Raw genomic sequence first — 15,063 nt, forward strand, 5'->3', positions numbered from 1 at the left:
CCTTCAAGGTTTAATCGTTTCACCCTAACTTGCACCTCATGAGAAAACTCCTCTTCCTCGCAATCACTCTCTCCCTCGTAACGGCCGCAACAGCCCAAACCTCCGGCAACCCCATCTTCCCGGGCTGGTACGCCGACCCCGAAGCCGCCATCTTCAACAACACCTACTGGGTCTACCCCACGTACTCCGACAAATACAACAAACAGGTCTTCTTCGACGCCTTCTCCTCCCCCGACCTCGTCCACTGGACCAAACACCCGCATATCCTCGACACCAGCACCATCCGCTGGGCCCACCGCGCCATGTGGGCTCCCGCGATCACCCACAAGGACGGCAAATACTATTTCTTTTTCGCCGCCAACGATATCCAGAATGACAGCACCATCGGCGGCATCGGCGTAGCCGTCGCCAACAAACCCGAAGGCCCCTACAAAGATTATCTGGGAAAACCCCTCATCGACAAGTTCCACAACAAAGCCCAACCCATCGACCAGGCAGTATTTAAAGACAAGGACGGCCAGTATTATATCATCTACGGCGGCTGGGGACACTGCAACATCGCGAAACTAAAATCCGATTTCACCGGCTTCGAGCCCTTCTCCGACGGCTCGACCTTCAAAGAGATCACACCAAAAGGCTATGTCGAAGGTCCCTGGATGTTCAGCCGCAACGGAAAATATTATTTCATGTGGTCCGAAGGCGGTTGGACCGGCCCCGACTACTCCGTCGCCTATGCGATCGCCGACGCTCCCACAGGCCCGTTCCAACGCATCGGCAAGATCCTCCAGCAGGACACCACCGTCGGCACAGGCGCCGGTCACCATTCGGTCATCCATATTCCCAACACCGGCGACTATTACATCGTCTACCACCGCCATCCCCTCGGCGACCCCGACGGCAACCACCGCGTCACCTGCATCGATCACCTGTATTTCGACGCCAACGGCTATATCCAACCCGTCAAAATAACAAATACCGGTGTCACCGCGCGACCACTGACTTCGGGTCGCGAACGATGATCTCCGGCTTCCCCTTATACATCTCCACCTTCCCCGTCACCTGGATCGTCTTCCCATCGATCGCTCCGGCAAGGGATGTCGCCTCCCCGCGCAACACCACCGTCAGCGCCTGGTTCGGATACGCCGCACCCAAATTCACCAACGTCAACCCCTCCAGGGCCTTATATCCAAATACCTTCGCCGTCACCACCACATTCTTCCCCACATGCGCCTGCGCATCGGCAACATCGATCTTCACAGCAGGCCCCTCCAAAGGCGCTGGCACAGCCGGCGCCGAAGAAGGCCCAACCACAACCCCATGCGCAAAAAGCCGGTTCAACACCCCCGCCAGCCGGATCCCCGCCTGCTCCAACCGCTGCTCCACCGTCCCGATATGCTCTTCATAATACTTATCGTCAATACTCCGGCTTTTCATCGCATCTACCTCCGCATATAGTTTCTCCGTAACCTCATAGCTCTCCCACATCCACCGGATCATCGGATCCTTCTGCCACTGGCTGACCTGCGCCGGCGTCGCATGATCCACTTTCGCGGCAAGCTCCTCATAACCCAGTCCCAGTCGATCGATCAGTTTACTATCCCACACGGCATGCAAGTTCGTACCCCTCCCATTAAAATTCAGCTGAACCGTATTACCCCCCTTGTCCTCGGCCTTGCTCACATGCATCGGCTGGTGCAGATCGCCCACAAAATGCACGATGAACTTCAACGCCTCCACCTTCTTCTCCCGCGGCGTAGCCGGATCGACCACCTCTTTCTCCAACCTCTCCAACGCGCTGTACACATTCTCCTCCCTCATCCCCTCGACGCTGTTCTGAAACTCCGCAAAGGATAGCCCCATCGGCAGGTTCACATAATGCCACGGCCCCGTTTGCCGGTACTCGGGCTTCCCCCGAACCTCATCCGCCCAGGTACTGACATCCGCAAGCGTCTCACTACCCAACAGTTCCCGCACGGCAGCAGCCGCCGCCGGCGTCAAATGCCTCTCGGCAATCTTGCCGACCGTCCGATGCCCCGTAACACCCCAGGAAAGCAAAAACAAAGCGATAACAACGAAACAAAGGACCCGGCTCCCGCCGAGGTCATGAATAATCTTTTTCATAACCGCAAAATACGATTATTCCCACTTAAACGCCTTCACCGCCCACACCCCGATCACCACGGTCCAAACCACTAATCCCCCCACCTGCGCCGGCAACTCCCAGATATGCAATCCATCAAACGCAATATCCCTCAACCCATCCACAAAGAAGGTCAACGGCAATACATTACAAATATGCTGTAACCATGGCGGATAACTCTCGATGGGAAAAAACAATCCGCACAGCAGGATCTGCGGCAAGGTCAGGGTATTCGCCACCGGCGTCACCGAATGTTCATTTTGAACAACCCCGGAAATAATGAACCCGATCCCCATAAATATCCCCAGCCCAAAAAGCGAGAAAACCAGCATCTCCACCACCGTCGCCCATCCATGCACCAGCGTAAACCCAAAGGCAAAATACCCCAGCCCGATCATGATCATGAATCCGATCACATGAAAGAATAACCGGCTCAACATCTCCCCGCCGATGATCGACCGCTTCCGTACCGGCGTGGCCCGAAGCCGCTTCAACACAAAATTCTGCCGCAGGTTAAAAAGGAGAAAAGAAGACCCGAACACCCCCGCCATCAACAACGAGAACCCAAGCTGCCCCGGCAACACAAAATCGATCGTCTTATGAAGGTGGCCAGGCGCCTGCACCACCGACAATTCTCCAAGCGAAGGGTTACGCGGAAATACCCGCCGATCCATCTCCCGCAAAGCCGCACCGATAACCGGCCGCAACAAACTCATCCCCCTCGAATTCGAATCCGTTCCCCTCAGCGTCACCCGGAAATGCGGCAAAAGCCCGCCATCCGAAACAATATTCAGCTCCGTCCCGATCGTCCCCTGCCTCATCTCCGCAGCGATCTCCGCCGCCGTCAGCCCCTTCACGAGGCGTATCACCGCCAACCCTTCCACTGTCTTATAAACAGGATTGGCCGTATCACACCCCGGCGATACGGCCACCTTGATAGGGCCGCCTTTATCTCCCACCAGCGACCCGAAAATGATAATAAAGAAGATCGGGAAAGCGATCGAGAATACCACCGACGTCGGACTTCGCAACGTCGCCAGCAAACTGTACTTCGACAATACAAGCGTCGCCTTTAACTGCCCCATCACATATTTCTTGGATCAGTCCTCGGTTTCATCTGGTACTCATGTGGCGGCGCCGCCCCCATCAGGTTCTTGACAAAATAATCCCACCGCCGCCGCATCATATACGGCGCATACGGGCCATACGAATGCGGACTGTTCGGGAACACCACAAGATCATAATCCTTATTGGCCTTCTCAAGCGCCTCGATCACCAGCAGGGTATTATAAGGCGGTACGTTATTGTCCATCAGTCCATGCGCCAGCATCAGCTTCCCCTTCAGGTTCTTTGCATACAGCTGGTTGGCCTGAGCCGTATAATTATCCGTTCCATCCGCATTCTTCACCAGCAACCCGTCATACCGCTCGCCCCAGTCATCCTCGTAGTTTCGATTGTCATGATTGCCCGACTCCGAGATACCCACCTTAAAGAAATCCGGATATCTGAACATCGCCCCCGCCGTCGCAAAGCCACCGCCGCTATGTCCCCAGATACCGACACGATCCAGGTCCATAAAGCCATATCGCTGCGCCAGCTCCTTGATACCCGCCACCTGGTCGGGCAACGTATTCTCCGCCATATTGCCATAGCTCATATCGTGATAGCTCTTCGACCGGCCTGGGTTGCTCGTCCCCTCTATCGCCACCACCACAAAGCCAAGCTCCGCCAACGCCTGGTTATCGCCCCGCGAAGCCGCAAACCCCCAGTTGCCGCCGATACTGCCACCTTGCGGACCCGGATAGATATAGTCGACGATCGGATATTTCTTCGTGCTGTCCAGCTTACTCGGCGTAAAGAGCAGCCCATAGATATCCGTCTTCCCATCCGCTGCCTTCACGCTGAACAACGTCGGCGCCTTCCAGCCCGCCGCGACCAGCCGCGACACATCGGCCTTCTCCAGCGGAGCGACCAGCTTGCCCTCGGCATTGCGCAACACCACAACCGGCGGTACATCCGGTTGGGAATAGCTGTCGACAAAATATTCGCCGGAAGGCGACAGGGTCACCGTATGATTCCCGTCCTCCGGCGTCAACGCCACCAGCTTCTTCCCGTCAAACCCGATCTTGTAAAAATGGTTGAAATAAGGGCAGCCCGGCTCCCGGCCCGCAGCCAGGAAATAGACCTCCCGCTTCTTCTCGTCGACCTTTACCAGCCGTGTCACCACCCAGTCGCCCTGCGTGATTGGATTCTTCAGTTTCCCCGTCGCCGCATCATATAAATAAAGGTGGCCCCAGTTATCCCGCTCTGAATACCAGATGATCTCGTTGCTCTTGGCGAGGTAACGCCAGTCGATCGTTCCGCGCCCGGACTCGAACTGTGTAGCCACATCTTCGGCAAACACCTCGCGCACCGCCCCCGTCGCGGCATCCGCGATCCGAAACTTCTCATGCTTATGATCCCGCGACGTAGACACAAAGGCCAGTTGCGCGTCATCGGCCGTCCAGTCCACATCGTCAAAGGTCCCGCTGCTGGCGATATCGTCGCTCAACGTCGCACGATGCGGGTCCGGCGGCACGTTCAGCACCGTCACCTTCTTCGCGTCGACGTCGATGATCACCCGCTGGATCATCGGGATCACCGAGTCGCCCGGGAGAGGATATTTCCAGGCATGCAGCGTCGGCTTGCCCACATTCGTCGTCACCAGGTACATATCGCTCACATGTCGCTGATCGTCTTTAAACGTCGCGATCTTCTTCCCATCGGGACTCCACCGAAGTATCGGCCCGTCACCGGTTTTCCAACCGGCATTATCGGTCGCATAGCCAAAATCCTTAACCCCATCGGTCGTCAGCTGGGTCTCCTGCCCGGTTGACACCTCCTTCACCCACAGGTTCCAGTCGCGGATAAAGGCAGCCCGCTTCCCGTCCGGCGAATGCACCTCGTTGCCGCCCCCTCTGCCGCCGCGGCCCCGCCGCCCTTCGCTAAGCTGCGAAGCCTCGAAAGGTTTGCCAAGCGCCGCCGAAATAGCCTGCGCCAGCGCCGCCCGGTCCACATACGTCGTCCGCCCCTTCTTCGCCGCATCCACCAGCACATACTCACTCCCCCCAGGCGTCAGCACGCGGTACCAAAACAAATTCCCCGACAGCCAGTTCGGCTGCACCGAACCACGGTCAATTAACGGTTCAGTATTATACGTCAGCATGCTCTCCGCATGCGCATATTCTTCGGGAGTAATCACCCGCGGGCTTTGCGCCCCCGCAGCCAGGACCATCGCCAGGCAGGCAGTCGTTAAAAAACTTTTATTCATATTACAAATTAAATGCTTTTCTTCCCCACACCCCCGAATACACCAAATTGATCAAAAACACCACTTGCCCGGGTAACAATAGCAGCAACGCCAGGTCCGCCAACCTCTGACTTTCAATCCACACATTATCGCTGAGCTTCCTCCACGGAAAAGATTCCTTAAACTCGTCCAGGAAAACAACAGCCGCATTGAAAAAGAGGAAGATCCCGACCACACTCAGCCAAAAATGCCAGTACCCCAGCCCTCGATGTAACGGACGGCGCGTAAATCTTGGGAAATAGTAATATACAGCTGCGAAAAATCCTGAAAGGAACGCGATCCCCTTCTCCACCTGTCCGCCGGCAAAGACAAAATAAGTGTCGCGCACCGGGATATCCATCGCCGACTTTCCGACCGCAAACGACCGGATCAGCATACAAAAAAAACCAACAACAAAAAGAAACGCCGGAGTGTAACCCATGAATCCCCAACGCCTCGCATGCCGTCCCAACCGCCTCATCCCGAATACAGATACAGTGACCAACGATGGCAACCCCAGAAGCACCACCAGCGCGCCGGGCATCGGCGGCATAAGATTCACCCAATCATACAGTATTCGCTGCAGACACCAAAAAACACCATCGGCGACCATCGCCGCGATCAGTGCAAACAACAGCTGCTTGAGCAGGGGCATATTGCAAGATAATGCTTAAATTCATTCAATCGATGTTCTACCACGAATACCCGCCACCGCCGGCTCTCCAGCCCTTCATCCAATGCTTCTGGATGCTGGAGCACGACTACCGGGAACCCTTCCACACCCATGAACACCTCTGGGCCGATGTCCACGCGGAACTAATCTTCACCACCGGAGAGCCGTACTACCGCAACGACCCACCCGGCGTCAACCCCGATAACACCCCGCAACGTCCCGAAGACAGAAAAGAGAGCCTCCCCCAAAACTTCCTTCTCGGCCCCCAGACCAAACAGACCCTCCTCTATTCCGACGGATTCACCGGCTTCATCGCCGCCCGCTTCCACCCCTGGGGCCTCTCAACCTTCTCAAGCCCAAAAGCAACCGACCTCATCGACAATATCCTCCCGGCCATACGGGCCCTGAAACCCGACTGTAGCGCCCTCGTCGAAAATCTCCAAAATAGATCCCGCGAGGAAAAACTACAGCTGCTCACCAGCTATCTCGAAACCCACGCCCCAAAACAACTCCCTCCCGAACATCAAAAGACACGCGCGATCGCCGCTGCCCTCCAAGCCGAACATGGCCGCCAAACCATCGCCGCCCTCACAAAGGAATTCAGAATAAACCCCCGCATGCTCGAACGGAATTTTCTTCAATACATCGGCCTGCCAGCAAAGCTCTTCGCCCGCATCCTCCGCTTCAACCACGCCAAAAACCTCATCGAACAAAACCCCGATATCGGCCTCGCCGCCCTCGCCTGCGAGACCGGCTATACCGACCAGGCGCACTTCAGCAGGAATTTCCGGCAGTTCTTCGGCCTCTCCCCCGCCCGGTTCAAGGCCAAAATAAAAAAGTTCAAGACCGACACCGCCGGTCAGGACCACGATGTCGTTTTTGTACAAGACTAGCATCACGCACAGCCTTATCTTTGAAAAAAAAGCAATGATTAAACAGCTCGCCACCGTCGGCGTATACGTCGAAGATCAACCCGCCGCCGAACGATTCTGGACCGAAAAGATCGGCTTCGAAGTGAAGAATAAAAAGGAAATGGGTAACGGCCTCTATTGGCTGGAAGTGGCGCCGCCAGAAGCCCAAACAGCCCTCGTGCTATTCCCAAAGAAGCTCATGCCCAACTATGGGGAACTGAAACCCTCGATCGTCTTTAACACCGCTGACATCGAAGCCACCTGCGCCAACCTTAAAGAACGCGGGGTCGCCTTCAAAGACGAGCTCGCTAACCTGGGCTGGGGCAAATTCGCCTCTTTCCTCGACCCCGACGGTAATGAATTCGGATTAAGAGAGTGGTAGCCAAAAATCAAGCTACCTCGCCGCAAAACTCATATCAACCCGATTCTTATACGCCAGCGCAAAATGCTCCCCATTAAGATCCATCCGGTAAACATTCTCCTTCCCCGCACCACGACGCCCATTGCAATACACCGTATCCCCCTTCAAAATAGGCTGCCAGCAAGCATACCCCTTCGGCGAGATCCGCATACTCTTCCCCTGCCCAAGATCATGCACAAACACCGCCGTCGGCGGCTCCCCATTCTTGCCCTCCTCGCTAAGCCCCGCCCAATAGACCAGCTTGTCCTCACTCTTATTCAATACAAAACAGGTCGAACTGGAAAAAGCAAGCCCCGTATCTATTTGTTCGAAGGGGATGCTCTGCAACACCCGCCCGTTCAACCCATAGATATAGACGGCCGACATATTCTGAACAACGATCTTCTTCCCATCCGAGCTCCAGCTGGGAGATGAAAATCCCAACAGGCTATCCGTAGGCGCAGCCAGCTCGACAGGGTGCTGGTTATCCTTGTCAATATATTTGACCCCCCAGTTCTTTCCCATAAAGGCATTGTAGACAAGATAATTGCCGTCCGGCGACCACACCGGTCCGAAACAATTGTGACAGGCCGTGTCCAGAATGGTCACCTTCCCGGCTTCCAGGTCAAAGACGCCGATCCGTCGTTCATGATTCCTCCCGCCCACATCCGTATACGCTATCTTCCGGCCGTCCGGCGACAGCCTCGGATCCGTGCCGTTCACAAAAATGCGCGTCGGTTCCTTGCCGTACGCAACGGCATAAAGGCCCTTGTTGTTGACATAACAATAGTCGAAAACTTTCCTTTTGTTGGGGATCAAACCACACGAAGTGCCCAGGCACACGATTCCCAGAATGTACAAGTGTCTCATAAGAACGGATTTATTTCTTAACAATATGTCTCAATATCTTCCGGTGCATCTCATCCGGCCGGAAGGGCTTATGAAGATACCCGTTAAAGCCATGCTTCTGCAGGTCATCATACATATTCTCATATACCGCCGCTGTAAAGGCAATCGCCGGCACCTCCTTATTCACATTCCGCACCTGCGTCAGCAGCGCCTTTCCATCCATCAGCGGCATCTCCAGGTCAACCAGCAAAAGGTCATAAGGCTGCTGTTGAAAAAGATCCCAGGCGATCTGTCCATTCTCCGCCGTATTGATACTCGCACCCCAGCTGTGTAAGAACCTCCGCGCGATCTTCATGTTTACCGCATTGTCTTCCACAAGCAGGATACGCACACCCGTTAGTTTCTGCAATCCCCGCAGCTTTTCCTTCGGAACCATCATCACCCGCTGTTCAAAGGGCAGCAGCACGTCGAAAAAGAACACACTCCCCTTGCCCGGCTCGCTCTTCACCTGCAGCTCGCTGCCCATCTTCCGCACCAGCTCCCGGCAAATGCTAAGGCCAAGTCCCGAGCCGCCATATTTCCGCGTCGTTTCGGCATCCGCCTGCGTAAAGCTTTCAAAGATCATCGCCAGCTTCTCCGGCGGGATACCGATACCAGTGTCTTCTACCGAGAGCCTTATTTCCGCATTGCTATCGGTAACAGAAACTATTTTCGAACGCAACGTCACCGATCCCGACTCCGTGAACTTCACCGCGTTGGACAGCAGGTTCAGCAACACCTGCTTCAGTCGCATCTCGTCACCAACCACTTTCTTACCTTCCGGCAACGGATCGGTCAGAAGATACAGCGGGATATTCTTCTGCTGCACCACCGGAATGAACGCCTCTGCCGCCTTCGTCAGCGCTTGCTCAAGATCGAACGCCTCCTGCACGAAGACCAGCTTTCCCTCATCCAGCTTGCTGAAGTCCAGCACCGCATTCACCAGCTGAAGCATATGCTCCGACGAATCCTTCAATACTTTGAAATGATCGCTCTCGTGCAACGATTCCTGCTCCTGTATCAGCAAATGCGTCGTACCGATGATCGCATTCAGCGGCGTCCGCAACTCATGGCTCATATTGCTCATAAACCGCGCCTTCGCCGCCGCCGCTTTCTCCGCTTTGTCTTTGGCCGACATCAGTTCGATTTCCACCAGCTTCAACGCCGCGATATCCCGCTTGTTCCGCCGCTCCTTGAAGTCGAGCAACCGGAGCACGAAATAGAAGAAGATACACACCAGCAGAAAGGTCAACAGGATATTCAGCACGAAGTGCCGGTTACGCACGGCTTCCGACACCGGCTCCAGGGTGGACACCGTAGGCATCATCAGCACGATCCACGACAGGTTCAGCGTCGTCGCGAAGATGAACAGGGTGACGCCTATGTCGTTCTTCCGCACGCGCAGGAAATAGATCATCGCCATCACAAATGGGAACAGATACAGATAGGATCCCTGCGAGGATCCCTGGAAATAGCAAAGAAAGGTGGAATGGGCATTGACAAAAAAAATGCTCAGCATCTTCGGCACATCGATCATGCCCTTGATGTTGAACCACATGAACCCAAACAGGATCAGGATGCCCGCGACCTCGATCACGGCGCTCTTCATCATCCCGTCGGCAATATCGAATAGGAAATTGATGAGGTTGCAGCCCATCGCAAGAACGATGAACGTGTTCAGCTGCCAGAATCGACGTTTGTCCATCCGGGGCCTCACCTCGTTCGCAGGTATTCCGGCAGGGTTTTCCATTGGATTCATAAATATATCTCGAAACCGGCTCAAATGCAATACGCACTACGTAACTTATTAGCTTTCAGTGCGTAATATTTCCAGCGGCGGTCGGGTCAAAACGCCCCGGCTATTGTACCATCCCACCGAAACCGTTAAGGCACAGACAAATACGAAGATTCCGCCCACGGCCATCCAGTGTACTGAAAAGCCGCTTTCAAGAGCCAGTTTCGCTAATATAAACGTCAATCCGAGGGCCAGTAGTATCCCGGTCGCCGCCGCCAAAGCCCCAAGGAAAAAGTACTCCAAAAGTTGTATCGTCCGCACCTGGCGCCGGCTCGCCCCAAGGGTCCGCAAAAGCACGCTCTCCTGTATCCGCTGAAATTTGCTGATCAGCACCGAAACGATCAATACGATCACTCCCGTCAACAAGCTGAAGCCCGCCATGAACCGGATCACAAACCCGATCTTTCCCAGCACATCGTTCACCACGCTCAACACCAGCCGCAGATCGATCACCGATACCGTAGGGAACCGCCGCACCATCGCCTGCTGGAAACGCGCCGATTGCTCCGGCGACCCGACCTGCGTGATCACCACATGAAATTGCGGCGCCTGCTCCAGCACGCCCGAAGGGAAGAGCACTTGGAAGCTCGGCTGCATCCGCCGCCAGTCCACCGACCGCAGGCTGCCCACGACCGTCGTCAGCGGGACGCCCTGCACATCAAATACTATCGTATCGCCGATCCCCGTGTGCAATATCCGCCGCGCAAAGTCTTCTTCAATGCTCACAAAGATCGTCTCCCCCGCATTCCGCACCGGTCCCCCCAACTTCCCGGCCACCAGCTTCTCCGTCGGTATCAGGGAGTCCCGGTACGTCACCCGCTCCTCCCGCCCAAAGATCCGCCGCTCCGGCGACCGGCGCGTGGTATCCGCCAATGTATCCGCCGCCGCCATCTCCGCCGTAACCCCATTAACCGATTGATAATGCACCGTCACAACCGGCACGGACCCCACCACGGGCAATCCCGCACTCCGCACCAGGCTGTCCACTCCCGCTACCTGGCTGCGTTGAATATCGAACAGGATCATATTCCCCTGCCCCCGCGACGCCGTCACCGTCACCCGGTCGATCAACAGCTGTTGCACAAAATAAAGCGTCCCGATAAACGTCGTCCCAAGTCCGATCGTCACCACAAGGATCAAAGTTTGATTATTGGGCCGGTAAAGATTCGCAAACGCCTGCCGCCATAGATAGCTCCATCGCGCTGGGAACAGTCGCCGCAAACAAAACATCAACAGCTTCGCCGCCCCCGCCAGGAACAAGAACGACACCAGCAGCGCCGTGGTAAACGCCGTAGCCTTGCCCCAGTTCCGCATCCGCAGATACGCAAAACCCGTAATGAACGCAAAGATGAGAACATACACCAGCCATCGCATCCCGTCCCACCGCCGGCCCGTCCCCTCCACCGACGATCGCAGCGTATACATCGGCGAGATCCGGCGGATCGACAGTAAAGGCAGCAAGGCGAACAAAAGCGAGATCACCAACCCCACGATCACTCCCTCGCCCACCGCCGGCCAGGAAATATGCCAGCTCGTTTCCATTGGCAGGATATCCTTCAATATGGCCGGCAGCACCTGCTGAATCGCCACCCCAAGCACCGCCCCAGCCACACTCCCGATCAACCCGATCCCGACTATCTGGATCAGGTAAACGAAAAAGGCGGGCCACGCCTTCAGGCCGAGACAACGCAGCACCGCCACGTCCATGATCTTTTCCCTGACATAGATGTTCACGCTGCTGCCCACTCCAACACATCCCAGCAACAACGCGATAAAGCTGATAAGGGTCAGGAACTGCGTGAGGTCGCCAAAACCACGGCTCATTTGCTTTTTGCGTGAATCCACGGTCTCGTAACGTTGCTCGGCTTTTTCCAGCTCGGGTCCCATCTTCGCTATCAGGGACCGGATATCCGCGTTCGGGTATCGGTAATAGTAGCGGTATTCCATCCTGCTGCCCAGCCGCACCAGACCCGCAGCGTCCAGGTAACGCAGCGGGATATACACCGGCGGAGCTACCGTCATCGAGATCTCGTTTCGGCCCGGCGCCTGGTCAAGGCTTCCCGCGATCACAAAAACAAGATTGCCGATACGCACGCTGTCACCTGCATGGGCGCCAAACTGCAGCATCAGGGTCTTGTCCACAAGCGCCTCCTGGCCTGCACGAAAGCTCATCCCCGCATACGCGGGCGTGGTCCCCAGCACACCGTAGAAAGGATAGTCCCCGCTGATCGCCCGCACCTGGACCAGCCGGCTCTGCCCGCTCTTCTCGAACAGGATCATCGAAGCAAAGCTCCGCTCTTCCGAATGACGGTTCGGCGCCGAATCCACCAACGCCCGCACCTTAGCATCCGTCGGCCGCGGTCCCGTCAGCACAAGGTCAGCCCCCACCAGCGACTTCGCCTGGTCGTCGATCGCTATTCGCAGATTATGCCCAAAAGACAGCGTCGACACAAGCGCCGCAATACCCAAAACGATCGAAGAAATGAACAACAGCAGCCGGCCCCGGTTCTTCCGGCTATCCCGCCAGGCCATCCGAAGATACCAGCCCAACGCCGGGCCCGAAGGATTAATTGGTTTCATCGGCCACGATACGGCCTCCTGCCAGCCGGATAATGCGTTGCGTACGAGCCGCCAGTTCAGTATTGTGGGTTACGAGGATCAGCGTCGTCCCCGCCTGCCGGTTCAACTCGAAAAGCAGTCCCGTGATCCTCTCGCTCGTCTCCGCATCCAGGTTCCCCGTCGGCTCGTCGGCAAAAAGGATCCGCGGCTGATTGGCAAACGCCCGTGCCAGCGATACCCGCTGCTGCTCTCCTCCCGATAGTTGAACCGGGTAATGATGCAGGCGATCGCTCAGCCCTACCTGCTCCAGCAACCCCTTCGCCCGGGTGCGCACATGACGCTCCCCCCGCAGCTCCATGGGAACCATGACGTTCTCCAACGCGGTCAGCGTAGGCAGCAGTTGAAAGTTCTGAAAAATGAACCCGACATAACGGTTACGTATTTCCGCGCGGGCGTCCTCATCCAGTTCGCCAAGCGGGATATTGTTGAGCTCCACCGATCCCGCGCTGCTCCGGTCGAGCCCCGCACTGAGACCCAGCAGCGTCGTCTTGCCGCTGCCCGAAGGGCCGACAATCGCCAGCGTCGATCTCGCCTCGACGGCGAAGCTCACATCATTCAATACATGCAGCGTCTTACCCGCCAACACATAGGTCTTGCTGACATTGCTTAATTTTAGGATAGTTTCCACAGGGAAAATTTACAACTATATCGGCGAAATGTTGTTCCCCCGGATGCAAACACCACGAAAATGTCGACCAAGCTCACATCTGCCGCGACAATCATATTGCTCCTGGCCCTGGTCTCCGCCTTCCAGCCGCGGCCCCAAAAGCATATCATCTTCTTCGGCGACAGCCTCGCCGCCGGCTATGGCGTCGCTCCCAGCCAGTCCTTTCCCTCGGTCATCCAAAAGCGCATCGATTCCCTCCAACTCCCCTGGCGGGTCGTCAACGCCGGCGTCAGCGGCGAAACCTCCGCCGACGGCCGCAGCCGCATCGACTGGGTCCTGCGAACTCCCGCCGACATCTTCGTCCTCGAGCTCGGCGCCAACGACGGCCTCCGTGGCATTCCCCTCACCGGCACCACCGCCAATCTCCAGGCCATCATCGACGCCGTCAAAGCAAAATATCCCGCGGCAAAGATCATCCTCGCGGGGATGCAAATGCCCCCATCCATGGGCGCCACCTACACCAACGCCTTCCGCAACATCTTCCCCTCCCTCGCCGCCCGGAACAAATGCGCCCTCATCCCCTTCCTCCTCCAAAACGTCGGCGGCATTCCCCGCCTCAACCAACCCGACGGCATCCACCCCAACCCCGCCGGCCACCGCATCGTCGCCGACAACGTCTGGAAAATTCTCAAACCGTTGCTCTAACTACTATCGCCCCCGCTGGATCGTAATATTCCTAAACTCCACCGGCCCATGATCCCCCTGCAGGTAAATAGGCCCCGGCTCCCCCTCCTTACTATCCAGCGCCCCACCCGTGATCCCCGGAATCTCCTGCCGGCAGATCACCTGCTTTCCATTAAACACCACCGTCACCGTCCGCCCCACCAGTTCGACATCATAACTCTGCCACTCCCCAGCGGCCTTTCCCATCTTCCCATTCGGCGACAGGAATCCGTAAATCGCCCCGATCTCATTATTCGGCGGCTCCGTCCCACCCTCATCTTCGATCTGCAATTCATAACGTCCCCGCAGGTATACCCCGCTATTACTATGCGCCGGGTACCGGAACTCGATATGCAGTTTGAAATCCCCGAATGAGGCATCCGTCATAATATTCGATCCGCTATGCGGACTACGCAGGATTCCATCCTGTGCCACCCACTGATTGGTCGTGCCCATCGCATGCCAGCCCTTCAGCGAGGCCCCATCAAACAACTTCTCTACCGGACCCCAAACCGGCTCCTGCGAACGCCGCAACAAAGGAGCCCGATGCCCCACCCAGCTATACTGCTTTCCATCCGGCGCTACCATCGTGCCCGTCAGGCTATCTCCCTGCAACCGGCCCTCGACCGACAGGTCCCGATCCTCCCGCTCCCACTGCGGCGGAATGGAAAAGCTAAAGGCTGAACCATTGTAATTGATCTTCGAGATAGGCCTCGCACTCCCCCCACTGCCGACAAACCTTCCCACCATCGTCCTCACCCCCGAAGCCTGCATCTCCAGCCAGGACGGCACATCCCGGTTCGGCAAATGAACGGTGAGGTCCCATCGCCCCATAAACGCAACAACCGTATCCGGCGCAGAGGCCCGCGCAGTAGGCACACCCGGAACAGGCGCGCAGCGCACAACCGTCCAAAAAGCAATCGCTGAAAACAACAGAATTATTCGTTTCATAGTAAATTGTAAAGGTTGAATTTACATC

The 15,063-nt window shown here is 56.5% G+C and carries 13 protein-coding genes; 4 read left to right on the forward strand and 9 right to left on the reverse strand.

What is annotated here, in order from left to right:
• Nucleotides 1–38 precede the first annotated feature (38 nt).
• Complete coding sequence (locus VHE34_RS12230) at nt 39–1,019, forward strand: glycoside hydrolase family 43 protein (RefSeq protein ID WP_325588223.1); 981 nt, start codon at nt 39–41, stop codon at nt 1,017–1,019.
• Here VHE34_RS12230 and VHE34_RS12235 read toward each other — a convergent pair.
• From VHE34_RS12235 to VHE34_RS12250, 4 genes are read right to left on the reverse strand one after another with little or no spacing between them, the layout of a single operon-like run.
• Nucleotides 982–2,121 (reverse strand): S1/P1 nuclease, encoded by a 1,140-nt coding sequence (locus VHE34_RS12235; protein WP_325588225.1) that lies wholly within the window; start codon nt 2,119–2,121, stop codon nt 982–984. The genes VHE34_RS12230 and VHE34_RS12235 overlap by 38 nt on opposite strands.
• A gap of 15 nt (nt 2,122–2,136) precedes the next feature.
• Complete coding sequence (locus VHE34_RS12240) at nt 2,137–3,225, reverse strand: ABC transporter permease (RefSeq protein WP_325588227.1); 1,089 nt, start codon at nt 3,223–3,225, stop codon at nt 2,137–2,139.
• Nucleotides 3,225–5,450: a S9 family peptidase gene (locus VHE34_RS12245; protein WP_325588229.1), complete on the reverse strand. Its 2,226-nt coding sequence runs from the start codon at nt 5,448–5,450 to the stop codon at nt 3,225–3,227. Before VHE34_RS12245 ends, VHE34_RS12240 begins: the two co-directional genes overlap by 1 nt.
• Before the next feature lies 1 nt (nt 5,451).
• Complete coding sequence (locus VHE34_RS12250) at nt 5,452–6,102, reverse strand: cbb3-type cytochrome c oxidase subunit I (protein WP_325588231.1); 651 nt, start codon at nt 6,100–6,102, stop codon at nt 5,452–5,454.
• 32 nt (nt 6,103–6,134) lie between these two features.
• On the opposite strand from VHE34_RS12250, the gene VHE34_RS12255 reads away from it, so the two are divergent.
• Both VHE34_RS12255 and VHE34_RS12260 read left to right on the forward strand, forming a co-directional pair.
• A complete protein-coding gene (locus VHE34_RS12255; protein ID WP_325588233.1) occupies nt 6,135–7,034 on the forward strand; it encodes a helix-turn-helix domain-containing protein in 900 nt (299 codons plus the stop codon).
• 34 nt (nt 7,035–7,068) lie between these two features.
• Nucleotides 7,069–7,434 (forward strand): VOC family protein, encoded by a 366-nt coding sequence (locus VHE34_RS12260; protein WP_325588235.1) that lies wholly within the window; start codon nt 7,069–7,071, stop codon nt 7,432–7,434.
• Between the two features lie 12 nt (nt 7,435–7,446).
• On the opposite strand, the gene VHE34_RS12265 is transcribed toward VHE34_RS12260, so the two are convergent.
• From VHE34_RS12265 to VHE34_RS12280, 4 genes are read right to left on the reverse strand one after another with little or no spacing between them, the layout of a single operon-like run.
• Nucleotides 7,447–8,322 (reverse strand): hypothetical protein, encoded by an 876-nt coding sequence (locus tag VHE34_RS12265; protein WP_325588237.1) that lies wholly within the window; start codon nt 8,320–8,322, stop codon nt 7,447–7,449.
• 10 nt (nt 8,323–8,332) lie between these two features.
• The gene (locus VHE34_RS12270) at nt 8,333–10,090 is read right to left on the reverse strand and encodes an ATP-binding protein (RefSeq protein WP_325588239.1); all 1,758 of its coding nucleotides are present in this window, start codon (nt 10,088–10,090) and stop codon (nt 8,333–8,335) included.
• Between the two features lie 57 nt (nt 10,091–10,147).
• On the reverse strand, nt 10,148–12,715 hold the full coding sequence (locus VHE34_RS12275; protein WP_325588241.1) for an ABC transporter permease: 2,568 nt from the start codon (nt 12,713–12,715) through the stop codon (nt 10,148–10,150).
• A complete protein-coding gene (locus VHE34_RS12280; RefSeq protein ID WP_414709883.1) occupies nt 12,702–13,337 on the reverse strand; it encodes an ABC transporter ATP-binding protein in 636 nt (211 codons plus the stop codon). Before VHE34_RS12280 ends, VHE34_RS12275 begins: the two co-directional genes overlap by 14 nt.
• Before the next feature lie 105 nt (nt 13,338–13,442).
• Between VHE34_RS12280 and VHE34_RS12285 the strand changes: the two genes are divergently transcribed.
• Entirely contained in the window at nt 13,443–14,066 is a 624-nt protein-coding gene (locus VHE34_RS12285) for an arylesterase (protein ID WP_325588245.1), read from the forward strand.
• Nucleotides 14,067–14,069: 3 nt separating this feature from the next.
• On the opposite strand, the gene VHE34_RS12290 is transcribed toward VHE34_RS12285, so the two are convergent.
• The gene (locus VHE34_RS12290; RefSeq protein ID WP_325588247.1) at nt 14,070–15,035 is read right to left on the reverse strand and encodes a DUF1080 domain-containing protein; all 966 of its coding nucleotides are present in this window, start codon (nt 15,033–15,035) and stop codon (nt 14,070–14,072) included.
• Nucleotides 15,036–15,063 lie beyond the last annotated feature (28 nt).

Origin of the sequence: Puia sp. (assembly GCF_035546395.1) — a bacterium.
Taxonomy (GTDB): Bacteria; Bacteroidota; Bacteroidia; order Chitinophagales; family Chitinophagaceae; genus Puia.